General features: G+C 63.1%; 24 protein-coding genes. 18 read left to right on the top strand and 6 right to left on the bottom strand.

What is annotated here, in order from left to right:
• Nucleotides 1-66 precede the first annotated feature (66 nt).
• A complete protein-coding gene (locus tag AC04SG_RS26095; protein WP_488553387.1) occupies nt 67-1,605 on the top strand; it encodes a trimethylamine methyltransferase family protein in 1,539 nt (512 codons plus the stop codon).
• Nucleotides 1,606-1,663: 58 nt separating this feature from the next.
• Nucleotides 1,664-4,090: a GcvT family protein gene (locus tag AC04SG_RS26090; protein WP_488553386.1), complete on the top strand. Its 2,427-nt coding sequence runs from the start codon at nt 1,664-1,666 to the stop codon at nt 4,088-4,090.
• Nucleotides 4,091-4,124: 34 nt separating this feature from the next.
• Here the strand turns inward: AC04SG_RS26090 and AC04SG_RS26085 are convergent, their stop codons facing one another.
• Nucleotides 4,125-4,520 (bottom strand): DoxX family protein, encoded by a 396-nt coding sequence (locus AC04SG_RS26085; RefSeq protein ID WP_203278740.1) that lies wholly within the window; start codon nt 4,518-4,520, stop codon nt 4,125-4,127.
• Nucleotides 4,521-4,729: 209 nt separating this feature from the next.
• Between AC04SG_RS26085 and AC04SG_RS26080 the strand changes: the two genes are divergently transcribed.
• Nucleotides 4,730-5,218 (top strand): hypothetical protein, encoded by a 489-nt coding sequence (locus tag AC04SG_RS26080; protein ID WP_192258539.1) that lies wholly within the window; start codon nt 4,730-4,732, stop codon nt 5,216-5,218.
• A 64-nt stretch (nt 5,219-5,282) separates the two neighbouring features.
• On the opposite strand, the gene AC04SG_RS26075 is transcribed toward AC04SG_RS26080, so the two are convergent.
• A complete protein-coding gene (locus AC04SG_RS26075) occupies nt 5,283-6,059 on the bottom strand; it encodes a VOC family protein (RefSeq protein ID WP_488553385.1) in 777 nt (258 codons plus the stop codon).
• Nucleotides 6,060-6,256: 197 nt separating this feature from the next.
• Here AC04SG_RS26075 and AC04SG_RS26070 point away from each other — a divergent pair, with 197 nt between their 5' ends.
• The 7 genes from AC04SG_RS26070 (at nt 6,257) to AC04SG_RS26040 (ending at nt 12,500) form a co-directional block, all read left to right on the top strand.
• Entirely contained in the window at nt 6,257-6,973 is a 717-nt protein-coding gene (locus tag AC04SG_RS26070) for a gamma-glutamylcyclotransferase (RefSeq protein ID WP_488553384.1), read from the top strand.
• 129 nt (nt 6,974-7,102) lie between these two features.
• Entirely contained in the window at nt 7,103-8,458 is a 1,356-nt protein-coding gene (locus tag AC04SG_RS26065) for an NAD(P)-dependent oxidoreductase (RefSeq protein ID WP_488553383.1), read from the top strand.
• A gap of 5 nt (nt 8,459-8,463) precedes the next feature.
• Entirely contained in the window at nt 8,464-9,306 is an 843-nt protein-coding gene (locus AC04SG_RS26060; protein WP_488553382.1) for a class I SAM-dependent methyltransferase, read from the top strand.
• A 12-nt stretch (nt 9,307-9,318) separates the two neighbouring features.
• Nucleotides 9,319-10,632, top strand: a complete 1,314-nt coding sequence (preA, locus tag AC04SG_RS26055; RefSeq protein WP_203278735.1) for an NAD-dependent dihydropyrimidine dehydrogenase subunit PreA — start codon at nt 9,319-9,321, stop codon at nt 10,630-10,632.
• A gap of 413 nt (nt 10,633-11,045) precedes the next feature.
• The gene (locus AC04SG_RS26050) at nt 11,046-11,564 is read left to right on the top strand and encodes an RrF2 family transcriptional regulator (RefSeq protein WP_488553381.1); all 519 of its coding nucleotides are present in this window, start codon (nt 11,046-11,048) and stop codon (nt 11,562-11,564) included.
• A gap of 31 nt (nt 11,565-11,595) precedes the next feature.
• Complete coding sequence (locus tag AC04SG_RS26045) at nt 11,596-12,054, top strand: carboxymuconolactone decarboxylase family protein (RefSeq protein WP_112560322.1); 459 nt, start codon at nt 11,596-11,598, stop codon at nt 12,052-12,054.
• A gap of 68 nt (nt 12,055-12,122) precedes the next feature.
• The gene (locus AC04SG_RS26040; RefSeq protein ID WP_488553380.1) at nt 12,123-12,500 is read left to right on the top strand and encodes a DoxX family protein; all 378 of its coding nucleotides are present in this window, start codon (nt 12,123-12,125) and stop codon (nt 12,498-12,500) included.
• A gap of 2 nt (nt 12,501-12,502) precedes the next feature.
• On the opposite strand, the gene AC04SG_RS26035 is transcribed toward AC04SG_RS26040, so the two are convergent.
• Nucleotides 12,503-13,225, bottom strand: coding sequence for an SDR family oxidoreductase (locus tag AC04SG_RS26035; RefSeq protein WP_488553379.1), 723 nt, complete (start codon nt 13,223-13,225; stop codon nt 12,503-12,505).
• A complete protein-coding gene (locus AC04SG_RS26030) occupies nt 13,222-14,061 on the bottom strand; it encodes an SDR family oxidoreductase (RefSeq protein ID WP_488553378.1) in 840 nt (279 codons plus the stop codon). The genes AC04SG_RS26035 and AC04SG_RS26030 overlap by 4 nt, the downstream gene beginning before the upstream one ends.
• Nucleotides 14,062-14,164: 103 nt before the next feature.
• On the opposite strand from AC04SG_RS26030, the gene AC04SG_RS26025 reads away from it, so the two are divergent.
• A complete protein-coding gene (locus AC04SG_RS26025) occupies nt 14,165-15,037 on the top strand; it encodes a helix-turn-helix transcriptional regulator (RefSeq protein ID WP_488553377.1) in 873 nt (290 codons plus the stop codon).
• Nucleotides 15,038-15,326: 289 nt separating this feature from the next.
• Here the strand turns inward: AC04SG_RS26025 and AC04SG_RS26020 are convergent, their stop codons facing one another.
• A complete protein-coding gene (locus tag AC04SG_RS26020) occupies nt 15,327-15,956 on the bottom strand; it encodes a TetR family transcriptional regulator C-terminal domain-containing protein (RefSeq protein WP_488553418.1) in 630 nt (209 codons plus the stop codon).
• Between the two features lie 254 nt (nt 15,957-16,210).
• Here AC04SG_RS26020 and aptA point away from each other — a divergent pair, with 254 nt between their 5' ends.
• The 6 genes from aptA (at nt 16,211) to AC04SG_RS25990 (ending at nt 21,632) form a co-directional block, all read left to right on the top strand.
• Nucleotides 16,211-17,539 carry an omega-aminotransferase AptA gene (aptA, locus tag AC04SG_RS26015; protein WP_192258506.1) on the top strand — a complete coding sequence of 443 codons (1,329 nt, stop codon included), beginning with the start codon at nt 16,211-16,213 and terminating at the stop codon, nt 17,537-17,539.
• 112 nt (nt 17,540-17,651) lie between these two features.
• A complete protein-coding gene (locus AC04SG_RS26010; protein ID WP_192258505.1) occupies nt 17,652-18,092 on the top strand; it encodes an endonuclease domain-containing protein in 441 nt (146 codons plus the stop codon).
• Nucleotides 18,093-19,343 (top strand): Zn-dependent hydrolase, encoded by a 1,251-nt coding sequence (locus AC04SG_RS26005; protein WP_488553376.1) that lies wholly within the window; start codon nt 18,093-18,095, stop codon nt 19,341-19,343. It abuts the gene before it with no gap.
• A 63-nt stretch (nt 19,344-19,406) separates the two neighbouring features.
• On the top strand, nt 19,407-20,858 hold the full coding sequence (gene hydA, locus AC04SG_RS26000) for a dihydropyrimidinase (RefSeq protein ID WP_488553375.1): 1,452 nt from the start codon (nt 19,407-19,409) through the stop codon (nt 20,856-20,858).
• Nucleotides 20,859-20,860: 2 nt separating this feature from the next.
• Entirely contained in the window at nt 20,861-21,232 is a 372-nt protein-coding gene (locus tag AC04SG_RS25995; RefSeq protein WP_488553374.1) for a hypothetical protein, read from the top strand.
• Between the two features lie 16 nt (nt 21,233-21,248).
• Nucleotides 21,249-21,632, top strand: coding sequence for a hypothetical protein (locus AC04SG_RS25990; RefSeq protein WP_488553373.1), 384 nt, complete (start codon nt 21,249-21,251; stop codon nt 21,630-21,632).
• Nucleotides 21,633-21,649: 17 nt separating this feature from the next.
• Here the strand turns inward: AC04SG_RS25990 and AC04SG_RS25985 are convergent, their stop codons facing one another.
• Entirely contained in the window at nt 21,650-22,054 is a 405-nt protein-coding gene (locus AC04SG_RS25985) for a cupin domain-containing protein (RefSeq protein WP_112560333.1), read from the bottom strand.
• A gap of 116 nt (nt 22,055-22,170) precedes the next feature.
• On the opposite strand from AC04SG_RS25985, the gene AC04SG_RS25980 reads away from it, so the two are divergent.
• The gene (locus AC04SG_RS25980) at nt 22,171-22,962 is read left to right on the top strand and encodes an ABC transporter ATP-binding protein (protein WP_112560334.1); all 792 of its coding nucleotides are present in this window, start codon (nt 22,171-22,173) and stop codon (nt 22,960-22,962) included.
• Nucleotides 22,963-22,964: the final 2 nt, after the last annotated feature.

Below are 22,964 nucleotides of genomic sequence, written 5' to 3'. Positions count from 1 at the left end.
AAATCGCGCCCGGGAAGGGCGTATTCCTGACAGCCCCGCCATGGCGCGGGCGCTTTGATGCGGCGCATGAATGAACCAAGACGCAAGCGCGGTGCCGAGCGGACCAGCAACCGGGGGCCGTCGGCCATCCCGCAACTGCCGCTGCGGCGCGTAACCAATCCCTATCCGCCGATGGCAATGCTGTCGGCCGACCAGATAGAGGCGATCCATCAGGCCTCGATGCACATTTTGGAGAATTTCGGCATCGAGGTGATGAGCCCGCGGGCGCTGTCGCTGTTCGAGAAGGCCGGCGCCACGGTCGATCATGCGACGGCGAATGTCCGCATCGACAGGGGCCTGGTTGCCGAGGCGCTGAAGACCACCAAGTCCAGCTACCGGCTGACACCGCGCAATCCGGCCAACGCCATCCATCTCGGTGGCAACACGATCAATTTCACCCTCGTCGCCGGGCCGCCCAATGTGCATGACATGGAGCGCGGCCGGCGCGCCGGCAATTTGCGCGACTATGCCGATCTCACCCGGCTGGCGCAGCATTTCAATTGCATCCACATGCTTGGCAACCAGGTCTGTGCGCCAGTGGAGCTGCCGGCCAATACCAGGCATATGGACACCTATTTCACCAACCTGACGCTGACCGACAAATCCTTCCATGTCTCGGCGATCGGACGCGGCAGGGCGCTGGACGGCATCGAGATGATGGCGATCGCGCGCGGGCTGACGCTGGACGAGATGCGCGACGATCCAGGTATCGCCACCATCATTTCGGTCAACTCGCCGCGCCGCTTCGACGAGATGATGGCCGAAGGGCTGATGACCATGGCCGAATTCGGCCAGTCGGTGGCGGTAACGCCGTTCACGCTGATGGGCGCGATGAGCCCGGTGACGCTCGCCGGTGCGCTGGCGCAGCAGAATGCCGAGGCGCTGTTCGGCGTGGTGCTGACGCAGCTGGTGCGCCCCGGCGCGCCGGTGATGTACGGCGCCTTCACCTCCAATGTCGACATGAAGTCGGGCGCGCCGGCTTTCGGCACGCCGGAAAACACCAAGGCCAACATTGCCTCGGGGCAGTTGGCGCGGCGCTACAATCTGCCTTACCGCACGACGCCGGGATCGGCCTCCAACGCCGCCGACGCGCAAGGCGCCTATGAGACGCTGATGGCGCTATGGGGTGCGGTGCTCGGCCACGGCAACCTCGTCTATCATGCCGCCGGCTGGCAGGAGGGCGGGCTGACGGCATCGTTCGAGAAGCTCATCATCGATGTCGAGATGATCCAGCACATGATGGAGTTTCTGCGGCCGATCGTGGTCGACGAGGCGGAGCTGGCGGTCGAGGCGCTGGGCGCGGTGCCGACCGGCGGCCACTTCTTTGGCGAGCCGCACACGCTGGAACGTTATGCCACCGCCTTCTACCAGCCCATGCTGTCCAACTGGCAGAATTACGAGGCGTGGCAGGAAGCCGGCGGCCTCGACACGACGGCGCGCGCGACGCGGCTGTGGAAGAAGGCGCTGGAAGACTATGTCGAGCCGACGATGGATCCCGGCGTACGCGAGGCGCTGGAGGCGTATGTGGCCAGACGTAAGGAAGCTATCGGGCAGGGCGAGCCTTGATGCCTTCCCATCCTGATTCATCTCATCCATCCAACTCGCTGATATCAGAGAAAAATCCATGAAATCGCATGCAAAGGTGGTGGTCATCGGCGGTGGCGTCGTCGGCTGCTCGGTGCTGTTCCATCTGGCGCGCCATGGCTGGACCGATGTCGTGCTGCTGGAGCGCGATGAACTGACCTCCGGCTCGACCTGGCATGCGGCCGGCGGCATGCACACCATCAATGGCGACCCCAACGTTGCCAAGCTGCAGAAATACACGATCTCGCTCTACAAGGAGATCGAGGAGCTGTCGGGCCAGGCGACCGGCGTGCACCTGACCGGCGGCGTGCTTCTGGCGGCGACCGAGGCGCGGCTCGACTGGCTGCGCGGCGTCGTCGCCAAGGGGCGCTATCTCGGCATCGACCTCGAGGAAATCTCGGCCAATGAGGCGGCCGAACTGATGCCGCTGCTTGATCCCAAGCAATTTGTTGGCGCCGTCCGCAACAAGGAGGACGGCCATCTCGATCCGTCCGGCGTGACCCACGCCTATGCCAAGGCGGCGCGTAAGCTCGGCGCCGAGGTCGAGCGCTTCACCAAGGTTGAGGACATCGTGCGTCGGCCCGACGGGCTATGGCGGGTCATCACCAACAAGGGCGAGGTGGTGGCCGAGCATGTCGTCAATGCCGGCGGCCTGTGGGCGCGCGAGGTCGGCCGCATGGTCGGGCTGGAACTGCCGGTGCTGGCCATGGAGCACATGTACCTGATCACCGAGGACATGCCGGAGGTCGCCGCGTGGAACGCCAAGACCGGAACGGAGATCATCCATGCTGTCGATTTCGACGGCGAGCTTTACCTGCGCCAGGAGCGCGGCGGCATGCTGATGGGCACTTATGAGAAGGCCAACAAAGTGTGGTCCGAGTTCTCCACGCCGTGGAATTTCGGTCATGAATTGCTGGAGCCCGACATCGACCGCATCGCGCCGTCACTCGAAGTCGGCTTCCGCCATTTCCCGGCCTTCGAGAGGACCGGCATCAAGCAGGTCATCAACGGGCCTTTCACCTTCGCGCCGGACGGCAACCCGTTGGTCGGGCCGGTGCGCGGGCTGCCGGGTTTCTGGGTCGCCTGCGGCGTCATGGCGGGCTTTTCACAGGGCGGCGGCGTCGGTCTGGCGCTGTCCAACTGGATGATCGAGGGCGATCCCGGCGCCGATATCTGGGCCATGGATGTTGCGCGCTATGGCGACTGGGCAACGATGGCCTACACCAACGCCAAGGTGCGCGAGAATTATTCGCGCCGCTTCTCGATCCGTTTCCCCAATGAGGAACTGCCCGCCGGACGAGGGCTGAAGACCACGCCGATCTACGATTTGTTGTCGGCCAAGGGCGCGCAATGGGGCGTCTCCTATGGGCTGGAAGTGCCGCTCTGGTATGCGCCCGAGGGCGTCAAGGACGAGTTTTCGTGGCGGCGGTCCAGTGACTTCATCCATGTCGCGAAAGAGGTCGCGACGGTCCGCGACGGCATCGGCCTGGCGGAGATTTCCAACTTCGCCAAATACAAGGTGACGGGCGAGGGGGCGGCCGCCTGGCTCGACCGAATTTTTGCCTGCAAGCTGCCCAGACCTGGCCGTATGACGCTGGCGCCGATGCTGAAGGACGACGGCAGACTGATCGGCGATTTTACGCTCGCCAACATCGGCGACGGCGAGTGGTTCATCGCCGGTTCCGGTATCGCCGAGCAGTACCATATGCGCTGGTTCGAGGCGCATTTGCCGCAAGACGGTTCGGTGTGCATCGAACCGCTGGGGCAGAAGCTGACCGGCCTGGCGATCGCCGGGCCGAAGGCAAGGGAGGTGCTGGCGAAAGTCAGTCGTGCCGATGTGTCCAATGCAGCGTTTCCCTTCATGGCGGTGGCAAAAATGGATATCGGCATGACGCCGTGCCTGGTCGGCCGCGTCAGCTACACCGGCGATCTCGGCTACGAGATCTGGGTGGCGCCGGAATATCAGCGCGCCGCCTTCCAGGCGCTGATGGCGGCGGGCGCGGAATTCGGCATCGGCTTGTTCGGCTCGCGCGCGCTCAATGCGCTGCGGCTGGAGAAAAACTATGGTTCATGGGCGCGCGAGTACCGGCCGATCTACGGGCCGCTGGAGGCCGGGCTCGACCGCTTCGTCGCCTATGGCAAGGAGGCTGATTTCATCGGCAAGGCGGCGGCTCTGGCCGAGCGCAAGCAGGGCGGCAAGCTCAGGCTGCGCACCTTCATTCTCGATGCCGACGACGCCGATGTCATCGGTGACGAGCCGATCTGGTTCGGCGGCGCGGTGCGCGGCTGGGTGACGTCAGGCGGCTATGCGCATCATCCGAAAAAATCCGTCGCCCTCGGCTATGTGCCGAAGGAGATCGCCGACGAGAGCGACGGCTTCGAGATCGAACTTTTGGGCAAGCGTCACCCGGCGCGCATGCAGGCGGCGGCGCTGTTCGATGCGAATTTCGAGCGCATGAGGGGATGAAGTTTCACCCCCTTCGTCTCGCCCCTGAAGCGGGTCAGCCGTTGCGGCGGTTGTCGAGCGCGAAGGCGCCGGCGCCGGCAAACACCAGATAGAGGAAGATGAAGCAGAAGGAGATGGCGGCGTCGCCGTTGTTGTTGATCGGGAAGAAGTCGCGCGGGTAGTGCGCCATGAAATAGGCAATGGCCATTTCGCCGGCCAGCAGGAAGGCGACGGGGCGAGTGAGGAGACCGAGCGCCAGCAAGATGCCGCCGGCAAATTCGAGAATCGCCGCCGTCAGCGTCAGGCCGGTGAGGGCATGCGGCTCACCGCTGCTAACCGGGAAGTTGAACAGTTTCTGCGAGCCATGCTCGATGAACTGCAGGGCCGTCATGATGCGCAGGACGCCGAGGGCCTGCGGCTGAAACCGGGCGAGACCGTCAAAAAGCTTCATCTAAAACTCCATTTTTCCAACCCTTCGGCCCGGCCATAGATGATCACTTTGCGTTGGACCATTCACTTCCCGGGGCCTGCCATCAACAATCGGTGATTGGAAATTGCTTCCAGTCGAACTTCGATATTTGTTCGCGGCATGGTTGCATTTATATCGCTATGGTTGTATATCTGTGTGTAGACTCTCCAACCAAATGGGTTCCCCTGGTCATGAAAAAAGTCGTCCTCAGCCTGTTCGCAATCCTTGCAGGCACCAGCTTCGCCATGGCCGCAGACGGCGGCTGTGATGCCTTCAAATGGCCGGTGGAGCGCGAGCAGGCGCTGTTTGCGGCAGCGCCTGCTACGCAGTCCGGCGCTGCCCTCGCGGCTGGCGAGGCCGCGGACCTGGCGCTCGAGCCGGTCGATGCGGTCAGCTATACCGTGCCGCCGGAGCGTGCGCCGGCAGCCGGAACGTTTGGCGCGACGGCGAGCGTGACCGTCCCACCGGAAGGCGAGCTCCAGATCAGCCTGTCAGGCGAGGCCTGGATCGATGTGATTCAAGACGGCCATGCCACGAAGTCGGCAGCGTTCAGCGGTGTGAAGACCTGTCCCGGCATTCGCAAGAGCGTGCGATTCAAGCTGACGCCGGGCGCAGCCACCATCCAGCTCAGTGGCGCCAAGGACGAGAGCATCAAGGTCGCGGTGCTGGCGCCGGAATGATGCGCTTCCTCATCGCACCGGCGTGCGATGAGAGCAGTTTCGTGTTGATGCGCCTCTGGCCGGATCAGCGCGCCGGCGCGATCAGCGCGAAATAGGCGCCTTGCGGATCGGTGAACTGGGCGATCCATTGGCCGGTCGGCACCGGCATCGGACCCATGACGATCTTGCCGCCATTGTCGGTGACGCGCTTGGCGGCGGCGTCGATGGCATCGACATTGAAGTAGAACAGCCATACCGGCACCGGAAGCTGCTGCGGCTTGTTCATGATGCCGCCGCCGGACTCAGGACCGGCCGAGAAGGTCTGATAGATGCCCATCTCGCCGATGTCCATGCTGCCGGCATCGGTCCAGCCGAACTGGCTGGAATAGAAATCGAAGGCCGCCTCCCGGTCCGCTGCATAGAGCTCGTGCCAGCCGACATGACCGGGTGTGGTGGCCGGAAGGACGGGCTGGTCGGGGCCATTGGGCTGCAGGAACATGAAGGCAGCGCCCTGCGGGTCGGCGACGACGGAAAAGCGACCGACATTTGGAATGTCGTCGGGTTCGCGGTGGACAGTTCCGCCGGCGGCCTTCAGCGCCTTTGTCGATGCGTCGGTATCCCTGGTGTGGATATAGCCGAGCCAGGCCGGCTTCATGCCCATTTTGGCGGCGTCCTCGGGAATGGTCATCAGCCCGCCGACGCCACGCTCGGCGGAGTTCATCACGATGTAGCGCGGCATCCCGGGCGTCTTGTCGAAGGGCTCGGCCCGCCAGCCGACGACAGTGGTGTAGAACGCTTGCGCCGCATCGAGGTCGGTGGTCATCAGTTCGTACCAGAAGAAGGGCATTGGGGTTTTCGGCATTTTTTCGGTCTCCTCACCTTCATGCATCGATCGTTGTCCGATCCATCAAAGGACTATTTCAGCGGCGCAAATCCGACAGCGCGCATGAGAAAATTCAACGGCTGCGTTGACACATCGTTCCGCATTTCGTCGCGCCCGGCGGCTTGCACGTGCGGCGGTTTTCGACTTTCCTTTAGGGAATGAGGGGTAGTCGTTTCATGCGCCGGATGTCGCTCACGCCTGAGCTTGTGTCACTGTGTCATCGGCAGGAGGTCGATCCCGGACCCGACGGCAGCTGGACACAGCTCACCGACGAGGATTTCCGTGCCCTTTCCGCGCAGCTTTCCGATGAAGCCGATGCGGGGCCGTTATGGGTGTTTGCCTATGGCTCGCTGATCTGGAAGCCGGCTTTCGAATCCGTCGAACGCCAACGCGCCACCGCATTCGGCTGGCATCGATCGTTTTGCCTCGACATGGTGCGCTGGCGCGGTACCGCAGCACAACCGGGGCTGATGATGGCGCTCGAACGCGGCGGGCGATGCGATGGCGTCATCTACCGGCTGCCCGACGGCGACAAGCCACAGCAGATCGAAAGACTTTTGCGGCGCGAGATCGACGACCATGAGAGTGTCAGCTCGGTCCGTTGGGTTCCGGTGCGTACGGCGCAAGGGGTGGTGCGGGCGCTCGGCTTCTGGGTCGGGGTGACGGGCAGAGGCACATCGCTCGGGCAGCCGCTGGACCGGGTAGCGCGGGTGTTGGCGCGGGCTTGCGGCCATGTCGGCTCGGGTGCCGAATATCTCTACAACACGGTCAGCCACCTCGAGGAATTCGGCATTCGCGACCGCAATCTGTGGCGGCTGCAGCAACTGGTCGCCGATGAGATAAGGTCGATCCATGGTGGCGCTCCAGGCTCTAGCTTTTCGCCCGCGCCATAGGGGCATAACATGAGTAAAAAGATCATGTTATTATCGAGGCTTTTCAGTGCCTTGCGCCGAAAATTGACCAATTGATAAAAAAATAAAACGTGCTAGCCTTCCCCAAAACGAAAACATGGGGAACTGACGATGCCAGAAGGCCAGTTCAAGGACGGTATTGCCGGTGGCCGGCTGCCGGCCGACCAGTATGCCGAGAATTTTTCCGACCTGCATCCGCCGCTCGATCACCACGAGGCGCTGGTCGAATCCGATCGCTGCTATTTCTGCTACGACGCGCCGTGCATGAATGCATGCCCGACCTCGATCGACATTCCGCTGTTCATCCGCCAGATCTCGACCGGTAACCCGATCGGCTCCGCCAAGACGATCTTCGACCAGAACATTCTGGGCGGCATGTGCGCCCGCGTCTGCCCGACCGAGACGCTGTGCGAAGAGGTCTGCGTGCGCGAAGTGGCGGAAGGCAAGCCGGTGCAGATCGGCCGTTTGCAGCGCTACGCCACCGACGTCGCGATGGCCGAGCACAAGCAGTTTTATCCGCGTGCGGAATCGACCGGCAAGTCGGTCGCCGTGGTCGGCGCCGGGCCGGCCGGCCTTGCCGCCGCGCACCGGCTCGCCCGCCATGGCCACGAGGTGACCATCCTGGAAGCACGGCCGAAGGCCGGCGGCCTCAATGAATATGGCATCGCCGCCTACAAGAGCATCGACAATTTCGCCCAGGCCGAGGTCGACTATGTCACGGGGATCGGCGGCATCGACATCCAGAACGGCAAGGCGCTCGGCCGCGACTACCAGCTGTCGGACCTGATCCGGAATTACGATGCCGTCTTCCTCGGCATGGGCCTTGGCGGCGTCAATGCGCTGCGCGCCGAGGGCGAGGATGCCGACGGCGTCACCAATGCGGTCGAGTTCATCGCCGAACTGCGCCAAGCCAGCGATCTCGCAAGCCTGCCGGTCGGCCGGCGCGTCGTCGTCATCGGCGGCGGCATGACGGCGATCGACGCGGCGGTGCAGTCGAAGCTGCTCGGAGCCGAGGAGGTGACGATCTGCTACCGGCGCGGCCAGGAGCATATGAACGCCTCCGAGTTCGAGCAGGATCTGGCCGCCGCCAACGGCGTCACCATCCGCCACTGGCTGCAGCCGAAGCGGGTGATTGTCGAAGGTGGCAAAGTGTCGGGCATCGAGCTCGAATACACCGCCATGAACGGCGACAAGCTCGTCGGTACCGGCGAGCGGCTGACGCTCACCGCCGACCAGGTGTTCAAGGCGATCGGCCAGAGCTTTGTGCCGGCGGCGCTCAACGGCAGTGGTGCATCGATCGAACTCGAAGCCGGCCGTATCAAGGTCGATGAGGAAGGGCGCACCTCGCTCGCCAATGTCTGGGCCGGTGGCGACTGCATTTTTGGCGGCGACGACCTGACCGTCTCGGCCGTGGCCCAAGGGCGCGATGCGGCTGAGAGCATCAACAGGAGTCTGACACAGGGATAGAGATCATGGCCTCGGTGGAATCGGGCATCGCCCGTCACTACGACGTATCGGGTCTTGAGCAGCACATCCTTGCCGTGCTCGCCGATACCGGTGTGGACATTGCCCATCTGCGCGCCGGCGATCTCGAAGCGGTCGACGAGTTCCACATTGGCGGCGTCGCCGCCACCAGGGAACTCATCGGTCAGATGGGGTTGAAGCCGGGGGCCAAGCTGCTCGACATTGGTTCCGGCGTGGGTGGTCCAGCCCGCTTTGCCGCCAACAATACCGGCGCCGATGTCACCGGCATCGATCTGACGCAAAGCTATGTCGATATCGCGACCAGCCTGTCGAAGCGGGTGGGAATGGCCGACAAAGTCCGGTTCGTGCAGGGCAGCGCGCTGGATATGCCGTTCGGCGATAAAAGCTTTGATACGGCCATGATCCTGCATGTCGGCATGAACCTTCCCGACAAGAAAAAGCTGATGAGCGAGGCGGCGCGCGTGCTCAAGCCGGGCGGCGTCTTTGTCGTCTACGATGTGATGCGGCTCAAGGCAGGTGCGCTGACCTATCCGCTGCCATGGGCATCCGACGTGAGCATGTCCTTCGTCGCCACGCCCGACGACTATCGCTCGGCTGCCGCGGCTGCAGGGTTCTCTGTAACCGCCGAGCGCCCACGCGGCGCCTTCGCCATCGAATTCTTCGCCACGATACGGGCGCGCATGGCTGCGGCGCAGGCGGAAGGCAAAAAACCGCCACCCGGCGTTAATCTTATCATGGGCGAGAACGCGCGCACCAAGATCGCCAATCTCACCGCCGCGCTTGAAGGCGGCATTCTTGCACCTGTGGAAATGCTCCTTCGTCTCGGTTGAAAGGGACCTGTCATGGCTGACATCCGCAACAATTTCGTCGGCATCAAATCGCCCAATCCGTTCTGGCTGGCTTCGGCGCCGCCGACCGACAAGGCGTATAATGTCATCCGCGCCTTCAAAGCTGGCTGGGGCGGTGTGGTCTGGAAGACGCTCGGCGAAGAAGGCCCGCCGGTGGTCAACGTCAACGGCCCGCGCTACGGCGCGATCTGGGGCGCCGACCGCCGCCTGCTCGGCCTCAACAATATCGAACTGATCACCGACCGCGATCTGCAGGTCAATCTGCGCGAGATCAAGCAGGTCAAGAAGGACTGGCCCGACCGCGCCATCGTCGTCTCGCTGATGGTGCCGTGCGTCGAGGAAAGCTGGAAGGCGATCCTGCCGGTGGTCGAGGAGACCGAGGCCGACGGCATCGAGCTCAATTTCGGTTGCCCGCACGGCATGTCGGAGCGGGGCATGGGTGCGGCTGTCGGCCAGGTGCCGGAATACATCGAAATGGTGGTGCGCTGGTGCAAGGCCAACACCCGCATGCCCGTCATCACCAAGCTGACGCCAAACATAACCGACGTGCGCAAGCCAGCGCGCGCGGCACTTGCCGGCGGCACCGACGCGGTGTCGCTGATCAACACCATCAACTCGATCACCGGTGTCGACCTCGATAGTTTCGCGCCGCAGCCGACCATCGACGGCAAAGGCTCGCATGGCGGCTATTGCGGCCCGGCGGTGAAGCCGATCGCCATGAACATGGTGGCCGAGATCGCCCGCGACCCCGAAACCCACGGTCTGCCGATCTCCGGCATTGGCGGCATCACCACCTGGCGCGACGCCGCCGAATTCATGGCGCTCGGCGCCGGCAATGTGCAGGTGTGCACGGCGGCGATGACCTACGGCTTCAAGATCGTGCAGGAGATGATCGCCGGTCTGGAAAACTGGATGGACGAGAAGGGCCATGCCTCGCTCGACGACATTATCGGCCGCGCCACGCCCAACGTCACCGACTGGCAGTATCTCAACCTCAATTATGTCGCCAAGGCACATATCGACCAGGACGCCTGCATCAAATGCGGCCGCTGCCACATCGCCTGCGAGGACACCTCGCACCAGGCGATCACCAACATGGTCGACGGCGTCAGGCACTTCGAGGTGATCGAGGCCGAATGCGTCGGCTGCAATCTGTGCGTCAATGTCTGTCCGGTGGAAAACTGCATCACCATGGAGCCGCTGGCCGCAGGCGTGATGGACCAGCGCACCGGCAAGCCGGTGTCGCCGGTCTACGCCAACTGGACGACGCATCCGAACAACCCCATGGCCAAGGTGGCCGCGGAGTAGGTTCTTCTTTGCGGTAGCTTAATCGCCCTGTGCATCCGCATCGGGCGATTTTGCATGTGCGCAACGCTTGGATTTCAGAGGTCAGCGCCGCCCCTCATCCGCCCTTCGGGCACCTTCTCCCCGTGAACGGGAGAAGGCAATTGCACGGCCGCTGTCGCCTTTTCCTGCGCCGTCAGTAATTGGCGAAATCATCGATGACGGCATCTTTCGCCCCGTTTACGGGGAGAAATGCCCGGCAGGGCAATGAAGGGCAGCGCCAACTTCGAGTCTATGCGCGGAGAATTCCTTTAGCTCTCCACACCACCGTTGGCACAATGAATAACATCGTCACGAACACGTGAAATTCTCCATTTTCCTATTGCAGATAAAATTTATCCACGATATAAAATATCCATGAATTGGATGTCACCACTATGAAGCTGGGCGAGGGCGTTGAGGCGGCCATCCATTGTGCGGCCACGCTGGCCAGCGTGGAGGGCAACAGCACCATGCCGGGCGCTGCCTTGGCGGAGTCTTTCGGCCTGTCGCCGAGCTATCTCTTGAAGCATCTCAACATGCTGACGGCCGAGCGCATCCTGGAATCGGTACTCGGGCCGGCGGGCGGTTACCGGCTGGCGCGGCCGGCCGAGCGCATCACGCTGCTCGATATCGTGCTGGCGATCGAAGGGCGGGAGCCGGCGTTTCGCTGCGGCGAGATCCGCCGCAACGGGCCGGTCAAGCTCGACGCGTCCGCCTATGTAAAACTGTGCGGCATCAACGCCGCGATGCTGAAGGCCGAGCGCGCCTATCGCGCGGCTCTCGCGGAAACCCGGTTGTCCGACATCGTGGCTGACTACCAGGCAGAAGGCGATCCGAGATCGATCGCCGCCAGCTGCGCCTTTGTGGCGCGCCATCAGCGGCCGCAGAAATCCGCTTCGACCAAGCAAGTTTAATCCTCGCCAGAGAGACGTGAAAGGAAAGACGATGAAACAGAGACTGCAATTCTTCGCCAAGGCGCCGGAAATCATGAAGGCGGTGTCGGCGCTCAACAAGGCGGTCGACGAATGCGGGCTGGAAGTGGGCCTGCTGCATTTGATCAAGCTCAGGGCTTCGCAGATCAATGGCTGTTCCTACTGCGTCGAGATGCACAGCCGCGAGGCGCGGCGCGACGGCGAGACCGAGACGCGGCTCTACCTGGTCGCAGCCTGGAAGGAATCGCCGCTGTTTTCCGAGCGCGAACGGGCGGCCTTGGCCTGGACCGAGGCGACGACCTTGATCGCCAACAATGGCGTGTCGGACGAGCTCTATGCCCGCACGCTCGCGCATTTCTCGGAAGAGGAACTGGTCAAGCTGTCGGTTGCGATCGGCATGATCAACACCTGGAACCGGCTCTGCATACCGTTCCATGCCATTCACCCGATGCCGGCCGCCAAAGCAGCCTGACCGTCCGGTTTATCCATGGAGCGTCGTCGACAGGGCGGCGCTCCAACTGTTTTTAAGGGGAGAGTTTTGTGCCTGTCGATTTGCCTTTGACCTTGTTGTTTCTCGGCCGCCTGTTGCTCGGCGGCGCCTTCGTCGTCGCCGGCCTGCGCAATGTTCAGAACGAGACCTTCCTGACCGGGCTAATGGCCGCGCGCGGCGTGCCGGAGGCCAAGCTGGCGCTGTGGGCCGGCATCGTCCTGCAGACCATTGCCGGCGCGCTGGTGATGGCAGGTGTGTGGACCGCGGTCGCAAGTGCTGTGCTGGTGCTGTTTCTCATCGCCGCCACGCCGATGTTCCATAATTTCTGGGACCATCAGGGCCCGGACCGGGCATCGCGCATCAACGGCTTCGTCGGCAATGTCGCGCTGGCCGGCGGTTTTCTGACGCTGATCGCGCAGTCGCTGTAAGTTTACGCCGCAAAGCGCAAACCACCATCGCAGGTCAGCACCTGGCCGGTCATGAAGCCGTTGGAGACGAGGAAGGCGATCGCGCCGGCGACATCCTCGGCGTGGCCGATCCTGCCGACAGGGGTCTTGTCGGCATAGTCGGCAAAGACCGCCTGCCGCTGGTCGTCAGGCAAAAAGTCCCACCACGGTGTGTCGATGACGCCGGGCGCGACGACATTGACGCGCAGCGGCTTCAGCTCGACCGCGAGGATTGGCACCACGGTCAGCAGCATGCCGTTGACGGCGGCGATGCCGGCAACGCCGGGCGCGGTCAGTTGCGCCGACACCGCCGATATGAAGGTGACCGATCCCGATTTGTTGAGCGTCGGCAAAGCCGCCTGCAGGCAAGACAGCTGCGGCCGGACTTTCTCGTCGACGCCACCGGCGACGTCGGCAAGGTCGAGGCTTGCGAACGGGCCAAGCCCCTTGCCGCCGCTGGCAGCCAGCACAAGGTGGTCGAAGGGTCCGAGGTCGCTAAAGAATTGGCGTACTTCGTCCGGCTTCGAAGCATCGAAGGCAGCTTTTTCGGCGGCGCCGCCGAGGCTCTTCCAGGCGCTGGTGAGTTTTTCCGTATTTCGGCCGGTTATGGTGACCTTCATGCCCGGGCCGAGCAGTTTGCGCGCGGTCGCCAGGCCGATGCCGGACGAGCCGCCGATGATGATTGTGTGTTGGATGTTGCTGGTCATGAATGCTGTTCCTTCGATTTTGCGGAGGCTTGGCCGACGAGGTCGAGGCTTAGAGCCCACAATTGTTCTCGCGCCTTCGCGTCATAGGCTTGCGCATCGGCGCGCGATTCCTTTTGGCCGTCGAAATAGAGGCCGCTGCGGCCTTCAAGGGCGGGCGATGTCGCGAGGTTGAGGATGGCGTCGGCGCCGGTCTCGACCGAACTCCATGGCGTCACGCCGGCCTGTCGGACCATGGTGGTGTTCATGTAGCTCGCCGGATGCAGGGCGTTGACGGTGACGCCGCTGCCCTTCAGCTCCTCGGCCAGGTCGATGGTGAACAGGATCTGCGCCAGCTTGCTCTGGCAGTAGGCGCGCACGCCGTCATAGGAGCGGGTCAGCATGACATCGCCGAAATCGATCGCTTGCTGGCCGGCCGAGGCGACGTTGACGATGCGCGATGGCGAACTCGCCTTGAGCAGCGGCAGCAGCTCCGACGTCAGCAGGAAACCGGCGAGATAATTGACTGCAAAGCGCAGTTCGAAGCCGTCGGCGCTGAGCTGTCGCTTGGCGCCGGCGGTACCGATGCCGGCATTGTTGATGAGGATGTCGAGCCGGTTGGTTCTCGCAAGCACGGCCTCAGCGAGACGGCGAACTTCGGCCAGCGAAGCGAGGTCGGCGGCGAGGAACTCGGCCTTGCCGCCGGCGGCTTCGATTTCGGCGACGGCGGCCTTGCCGCGCGCGGCATCGCGGCCATGCACCAGCACGCGCGCGCCGCCGGCGCCAAGCCGTTGCGCGACGACGCGGCCGACGCCGTCGGTCGAGCCGGTGATGAGGATCGTCTTGTCTTTCAGGTCCATGTCGGAGAGCCTCCATATTCGCTCTGGATAACAAGATGGGGCGATCGGCGCGCCGCAAACAGTTCAAACTTTATCCTGGTATCGATACTGCTATACTGAACCCATGGATGTTTCCGTACCATCACCCGAAGACAGCCGCCGGCGCGAACTTGGCGCCTTCCTGCGCTCACGCCGCGAAAGGCTTTCGCCGTCTGCCATCGGCATCGCGGCCGGTGCCAGGCGGCGCACGCCCGGTCTGCGCCGCGAAGAGGTGGCGATGATCGCCGGTGTCGGCACGACCTGGTACACCTGGCTGGAGCAGGGCAGGGACGTGCGGCCTTCCGTCGAGGTGCTGACGGCGCTTTGCGAGGCCTTGCGCCTCGACGCCGCCGAGAAGCGGCATTTGTTCACGCTGGCCGGCCGCCAGCAGCCCGAGCGGCGGCGCATCACTCCGGTCGTGGTCGAAGGTCCACTCCTGCACATGCTGCAGAGCCTGGTCCTGCAGCCGGCCTATATTGTCGGGCCGCGCTGGGATGTGCTGGCGTGGAATGCCGGGGCCGTTGCCATTTTCGGCGACTACGGTCTGTTGGAGGGCGATGCCCGCAACATCCTCCATGGCGTGTTCACCGATCCGCGCCGGCGCCATTTGCTGGTCGATTGGGAACAACTGGCGCGCGCCACCCTTGCCGCGTTTCGCGCCGAGAGTGCGAAATACACCGGCGATCCGGACTTCGACCGGCTGATTGCGCTGATGATGCGCTCCAGCCCGGAATTCCGCGAATGGTGGCCGCAGCGCGATGTGGTGCATCGTCTGTCCGGCAAGAAGTATCTGCGCCACCCGATCGCCGGCGCGATGGCGTTTGAGCATATGAGCCTTTCGATCGACGACGGCTCGGATATGAAACTGATCGTCTACACGCCGCTGGCCGAGCAGAATTCGGTTGCGAAGCTGCAGACATTGCTGGATGCGATGCCGGTGGAGCGTCGCAGCGCGTAAGGTTGGGTGGCGGCACCCCTCCGACTTCGTCATCCTCGGGCGGAGCGGGAGCGAAGCGAACGCGGAGACCCGAGGATCCATTCCGTTACCTTGGCCGTGGAGTACAGCGGTGCAGAATTCTGAACCGTAGCGGCGCTTTGACGTCACGGCATGGATCCTCGGGTCTGCGCCGCGTCGCTACGCTCCTTGCTCCGCCCGTGGATGACGAAGTCACGAGTGCCTCGACCAATCTCCACGATCAGCAAAACCGGACGATTGGTAAGCGCTGCTTGCCTCCTTCGACTAGGCACTATCCTTTCGGCTTCAGCCCATCAATGAACAACTGCTCGAGAAATCGCGCCGCGTCCTCGAAGCGGCCGTCGCCGCCGCGGTCGGCGCCGAGCACGGCGCGGACCTGGACGTCGAAATCGGCGTAATGCTGGGTCGTCGCCCAGATCGAGAAGATCAGGTGCCAGGGATCGGTACGGGCGATCTTCCCGGTGCGCATCCAGCCCTTGATGACATTGGCCTTTTCGTCGACCAGCGTTTTCAGCTCGCCTTCCAAAAGCGGCATGATGCGCGGCGCGCCCTGCAAAATCTCGTTGGCGAACAGCCGGCTTTCCCTGGGAAAATCGCGCGCCATTTCAAGCTTGCGCCTGATGTAGTTCCTGAGTTCGGTCAGGGGATCGCCGATATCGTCGAGTTCACGCAGCGGCGCCAGCCAGGTCGCCAGCAGCCGCTCCATCAGCGTTTCGTGAATGTCTTCCTTGCGGCGGAAATAATAGAGCAGGTTCGGCTTCGACATTCCCGCGGCTTCGGCGATCTGGTCGATGGTCGAGCCGCGAAAGCCGTTGGTGGAAAAGACTTCGAGGGCCGCTTCCAGGATCAGTTCGCGCTTTTCCTGCTGGATGCGGGTGCGGCGAGGAGCGGAGCCTTCCATGGCGTCGGTCATACGGCCAAGCCTTGGTCGCGCGGGTCATCTGGACCAATTCTCTGGACCAGTTTTTCCCTGAGCCGTGGAGCGCACTTCGGAGGCCGCATTTCCGCTAGTAATCCCTTGACCGCCGACAGGGCGGTGCTAACGTTTGTCCAATCGGTCAAAATTTGCGTAGCATGAAAACGCAGCAAAGACCAAGCGTTGGAAAGACCAAGCGTTAGCCGCACCGAAACAGGTTACAAGGGGAAGTCTTGGTCATGTCCAACCGGCTGAAAGTCACGCCGAACGATCTCAGCGCATTCTGGATGCCGTTCACGGCAAACCGGCAGTTCAAACAGGCGCCACGCATGTTCGTGTCCGCCAAGGACATGCACTACACCACCAGCGATGGCCGCAAGGTGCTCGACGGCACCGCGGGTCTATGGTGCGTCAACGCCGGCCATTGCCGGCCGAAGATCACAGAGGCGATTCAGCATCAGGCCGCCGAACTCGACTATGCGCCGGCCTTCCAGATGGGCCACCCCATCGTGTTCGAACTGGCCAACCGCCTGGTCGACATCGCGCCCAAGGGCATGGACCATGTCTTCTTCACCAATTCCGGCTCGGAATCGGTCGACACGGCGCTGAAGATGGCGATCGCCTATCACCGCGTGAAGGGCGAGGGCGCGCGCACCCGGCTGATCGGCCGCGAGCGCGGCTATCACGGCGTCAATTTCGGCGGCATTTCGGTCGGCGGCATTGTCAGCAACCGCAAGATGTTCGGCACGCTGCTCGGTGGCGTCGACCATATGCCGCACACGCATCTGCCGGAAAAGAACGCCTTCTCCAAGGGCGTGCCGGAATATGGCGCGGAGCTTGCCAATGAACTGGAGCGCATCGTTACCCTGCATGACGCCTCGACCATCGCCGCCGTCATCGTCGAGCCGGTCGCCGGTTCCACCGGCGTCATCCTGCCGCCGAAGGGCTATCTGCAGAAGCTTCGCGAAATCTGCACCAAGCACGGCATCCTGTTGATCTTCGACGAGGTCATCACCGGTTTCGGCCGCCTCGGCGCGCCGTTTGCCGCCGACTACTTTGGCGTCACGCCCGACATCATGACCACCGCCAAGGGCGTTTCCAACGGCGTCATCCCGATGGGCGCGGTGTTCGTGAAGAAGGAAATCCACGACGCCTTCATGACCGGCCCCGAGCACATGATCGAGTTCTTCCATGGCTATACCTATTCGGGCAATCCGATCGCATGCGCCGCCGCACTCGGTACGCTCGACACCTACAAGGAAGAGGGCCTGCTCACCCGTGGCGAGGAGCTGGCGCCTTACTGGGAAGACGCGCTGCATTCGCTGAAGGGCGAGCCGCATGTCATCGACATCAGGAACATCGGCCTGATCGGCGCGATCGAACTGGCGCCGATCGCCGGCAGCCCGACCAAGCGGGCCTTCTCGGCCTTCGTCAAGGCGTTCGAGCGCGGCGCGCTGATCCGCACCACCGGCGACATCATCGCGCTGTCGCCGCCGCTGATCATCACCAAGGGCCAGATCAATGAATTGATCGACCATGTGCGTGAAGTGCTGAGGGCGATAGATTGAAGATCTGGGCGCGGATATCCCTCCCCCTCGAGGGGAGGGTGGCCGCGAAGCGGCCGGGTGGGGTCCTCGGTGCAGCGCGCCGACCTGGTCTTTTGCTGGGAGGCTGCCGCTGATGCCTCGCACTCGCGTGAGCTTCGAAATGCGTCAAAAAGCGCGCGCGCTTCGAGTTCACGCGACCAAGGGCGAAAATCTGCTCTGGTATGAATTGCGCGATTTCAAATCGGTCGGCATCAAGTTTCGTCGCCAGTGCCCCATCGGGCCGTACATCGTCGACTTTGCCTGCCTGGCTGTGAAGCTGATCGTTGAGGTCGATGGCGACATGCACGAACATGAGAAGGGCAAGCTGCACGACGCCGTCCGCGATAATTACCTGCGGTCGCTCGGGTACGATATCTTTCGCGTTGACGAACCCGATGTCATAAACAGCGCTTGGCATGTGGCGCAGGTGGTCAAAGAGAAGGTCGCGCGCGTCGCGGGCGACCCCACCCGACCGCTTCGCGGCCACCCTCCCCTCGAGGGGGAGGGGGACGCTGTGCAATTGGAGAGACTTTGAATGGCCGCCCCAGGCGAGAATCTGCGAATCAATTCAGACCGTTTGTGGGATTCCATCATGGAGATGGCGAAGATTGGCCCCGGCATTGCTGGCGGCAACAATCGCCAGACCGTGACCGACGAGGATGGCGAGGGCCGGCATCTGTTCAAGCGCTGGTGCGAGGCCGCCGGGCTTGAGATGGGCCTCGACGAGATGGGTACCATGTTCGCCCGCCGGGAAGGCGCCGATCCCAGCCTGCCGCCGGTCTATGTCGGCAGCCATCTCGACACGCAGCCGACCGGCGGCAAATATGACGGCGTGCTTGGCGTGCTCGGCGGGCTGGAGATCATCCGTTCGCTCAACGATCTCGGCATCACCACCAGGCATCCGATCGTCGTCACCAACTGGACCAACGAGGAAGGCTCGCGCTTTGCGCCGGCGATGATGGCGTCCGGCGTGTTCGCTGGCGTGCTGGAGCAGGCGGACGTGTATCAGCACACCGATAAACAGGGAAAAAAATTCGGCGAGGAACTGGAGCGAATCGGCTGGAAAGGCACCGAGAAGGTCGGCGATCGCAAGATCCACGCCTTCTTCGAATTGCATATCGAGCAGGGGCCGATCCTCGAGGATGAAGGCATCGACATCGGCGTCGTCACCCATGGCCAGGGCCTGAAGTGGCTGCAGGTGACGCTGACCGGCAAGGAGGCGCATACCGGCTCGACGCCGATGCCCAAACGCCGCAATGCCGGGCTCGGCATGGCGCGCGTGATCGACCTGGTGCACGAGATCGCCATGGACTACCAGCCCGACGCCGTCGGTGCTGTCGGCCACATGGAGGTGTTTCCCAACTCGCGCAACATTATTGCCGGCCGCACCGTCTTCACCATCGACATCCGCTCGCCCGAGAAGGAAGTGCTGGACGCGATGGACGGCCGCGTCCGCGAAGGCATCGACACGATCTGTGAGGCGCTCGACATCCAGTACAAGGTCGAGCAGGTCGGCGCCTTCGACCCGGTGACCTTCGATGCCGGTTGCGTCAAGGCGATCCGCGACGCCGCCGATCGCCTCGGCTATACCCACCGCAACATCGTCTCCGGCGCCGGCCATGATGCCTGCTGGATCAACCGTGTTGCACCAACCGCCATGGTGATGTGCCCCTGCGTTGACGGGTTGTCACACAACGAGGCCGAGGAAATCACCAAGGAATGGGCCGGCGCCGGCGCCGACGTGCTGTTCCACGCGGTGGTGGAGACAGCGGGGATCGTGGCGTGAACTAAAAATCTGGATTCAAACGACGCTCACAAAGAAGCGCGGCAAGAACAAGGGAACACGAAAATGACCAAAGTCATCCGAAACGGCACCATCGTCACCGCCGACCGCACCTGGAAGGCCGATGTGCTGATGCGGCACGGCAAGATCGTCGCCATCGGCTCGGACCTGCATGGCGATCATGAGTACGACGCCACCGGCTGCTACGTCATGCCGGGCGGCATCGACCCGCATACCCATCTCGAAATGCCGTTCATGGGCACTTATTCGGCCGATGATTTCGAGTCCGGTACGCGCGCAGCGCTTTCCGGCGGCACGACGATGGTCGTCGATTTCTGCCTGCCGTCGCCGAAGCAGTCGCTGCTCGAAGCCTTGCAGATGTGGGACAACAAGACGTCGAAGGCGTCCTGCGATTATTCCTTCCACATGGCGATCACCTGGTGGGGCAAGCAGGTGTTCGACGAGATGGCCACCGTCGTCGACAAAGGCATCACCTCGTTCAAGCATTTCATGGCCTACAAGGGTGCGCTGATGGTCGACGACGACGAGATGTATGCGTCGTTCCAGCGCTGCGCCGACCTCGGCGCGCTGCCGCTGGTTCATGCCGAGAACGGCGACGTGGTCGCCGCACTATCGCAGAAGCTGCTCGCCGCCGGCAACAACGGCCCGGAGGGGCATGCCTATTCGCGCCCGCCGGAAGTGGAAGGCGAGGCGACCAACCGCGCCATCATGATCGCCGATATGGCCGGCGTGCCGCTCTATGTCGTGCATGTCTCCTGCGAGCAGGCGCATGAGGCCATCCGCCGGGCACGGCAGAAAGGCATGCGCGTCTTCGGCGAGCCGCTGATCCAGCATCTGACACTCGACGAGAGCGAATATTTCAACAAGGACTGGGACCATGCGGCGCGCCGCGTGATGAGCCCGCCCTTCCGCAACAAATTGCACCAGGATTCGCTGTGGGCCGGCCTACAGGCCGGTTCGCTGCAAGTGGTGGCGACCGACCATTGCGCCTTCACTACCAAGCAGAAGCGCAACGGCGTCGGCGATTTCACCAAGATCCCGAATGGCACCGGCGGGCTCGAGGATCGCTTGCCGATGCTGTGGACCACAGGCGTCAACACCGGACGGCTGACGATGAACGAGTTCGTCGCGGTAACCTCGACCAACATCGCCAAGATACTCAACATGTATCCGAAGAAGGGCGCCATCGTCGAAGGCGCGGATGCCGACATCGTCGTGTGGGACCCGAAGCGCAAGAAGAAGATCACCTCGAAAAAGCAGCAATCGGTGATCGACTACAACGTCTTCGAAGGTTTCGAGGTGACCGGCCTGCCGCGCTTCGTCTTCTCGCGCGGTGAACTGTCGATCGAGGAAGCCGAGGTCAAGGCCAAGCCCGGCCATGGCGAGTTCGTCGCCCGTGAACCGAACGCGGCGGTCAACCGGGCGCTGTCGACCTGGAAGGACATTACCGCGCCACGCAAAGTGGAACGCACCGGCATTCCGGCGACGGGGGTCTGAGGTTGCCGAATTCCGCAGCGCTCATCTCGTTGGTCGCGGCGACCGTCATCGCCGGTCCGGCAGAAGCGGCCAGCGTGCTGGTTGGCTCCTGGGGCAACGATGCCGGCTGCGTCGTCGCAAAGGCCGGTTATCAGGACCGCGACGACTACATCGTGCTGACCGCGGAGGGCATCGAGACCTATGGCAGCGGCTGCCGGTTTGCGCAGCAATTGACCTCGGCTTCGGGTACGCAATCGCTAACTGCGACCTGTTCCGCCGAGGGCGAGGCGGGGACGACGGCTGAAACCGTGGTGGTCACCGACGACGGCGAGGGTGGTTTCTTCGTGACCATTCCCGGCCTTGAGGAGATGGGGCCGCTGCAGCCTTGTTCGTGATTTTGGATTTGGGGGAATGAGCGTGCGTGGTTTTGGTCTCTCTGTCGCGGTGCTTGCCGTTCTGGGTGCTGGTCAGGCTTTCGCGGCAGGCATCGACCTGTCGAAACCCTACGGTGACAAATATGGCTGCATCAACCGCAACGGCCAGGAGGTCGCCGCCGATCAGATGCTGCTGTTGACCGACGAGGCATTGGTCACTGCCGCCAGCGCCTGCACCTTCACGGACAAGCAGGCGCAGGCCGATGGGTCGCTGGTGGTGACGGCAACATGTGAGGCGGAAGGCGAAGAGGGCTCGGAGCCGACCAAGTTCACCATCAAGCGCAGCGCCAAGAACGCCAAGAGACTGACGATTGCCGACGAGGACGGCAACGTCATGGGGGAAGTTGCGCTGTGCAAATGACGGCGATCCCGTCGGTGTCAGGCGACCAGAGCATCCAGTTCCGGCAGCAGGACGACGCTTTCCTGTTCGTTGGGATCGGTGCGGGCGATGACGGCCGACGACGGCGCGTTGCTCAGATTGGCCGGCAGATGCGGCACGCCGGCGGGGATGTAGAAGAGGTCGCCGGCCTTGACGACGATGTGGTGCTCCAGCCGGTCGCCATACCAGGTGTGAACCTCGCCGGAGAGCACGTAGATCGCCGTTTCATGGCTTTCATGCAGGTGCGCCTTGGCGCGGGCGCCGGGCGGCATGGTGAGCACGTGCATGCAGATGCCGGAGGAACCGACGGACTCCGCCGCGATGCCGGCAAAATAGGTCAATCCCTGCTTGCCTTCATAAGTGCTTTCAGGACGGATAAGGTGACAGGTGGGTTTGGGCGACATCGGCAAGGCTCCGGGCGTCGATTGATGGGGATTGGACGAGTGGAAAACAACATCAACGCAAATGCAACGGCATTTCATCCTGCGCGGCAGCGGCTGCGAAAGGCAGGCTGCGGCAAATGACGGGAACCTCGCCAGCCGTCGTTTCGGCAAGCAAACTTGGCCTCACCTTTCAGACCAATGACGGTCCGGTCCAGGCGCTCTCCAATGTCGACCTCACCATCGGCAAGGGCGAGTTCGTTTCCTTCATCGGCCCGTCCGGCTGCGGCAAGACCACCTTGCTGCGCGTCATCGCCGATCTGGAGAAGCCGACCTCGGGCACCATCTCGGTCAACGGCATGACGCCGGAGCAGGCGCGCGAGAAACGCGCCTATGGTTATGTCTTCCAGGCGGCCGCCCTTTTTCCCTGGCGCACGATCGAACGCAATGTGGCGCTGCCGCTGGAGATCATCGGCCTGTCCAGGGCCGAGCAGGCGGAGCGCATCAAGCGCACAATGGAACTCGTCAACCTCTCCGGATTCGAGAAGAAATACCCTTGGCAGCTTTCCGGCGGCATGCAGCAGCGCGCATCGATCGCCCGTGCGCTCGCCTTCGACGCCGATCTGCTTTTGATGGACGAACCGTTCGGCGCCCTGGACGAGATCGTGCGCGACCATCTCAACGAGCAATTGCTGGAACTGTGGGAGCGGACGAACAAGACGATCTGCTTCGTCACCCATTCCATCCCCGAGGCGGTGTATCTGTCGACGCGCATCGTCGTCATGTCGCCGCGCCCGGGCCGGGTCACCGACATCATCGAATCGACGCTGCCGAAGAAGCGGCCGTTGGATATCCGCGAGACGCCGGAGTTTTTGGCGATTGCGGCCCGGGTGCGCGACGGCTTGAGGGCGGGGCATAGCTATGATGATTGAGG

Source organism: Mesorhizobium sp. CNPSo 4684 (assembly GCF_057784315.1).
This window is presented reverse-complemented; position numbering and strand designations above follow the sequence as displayed.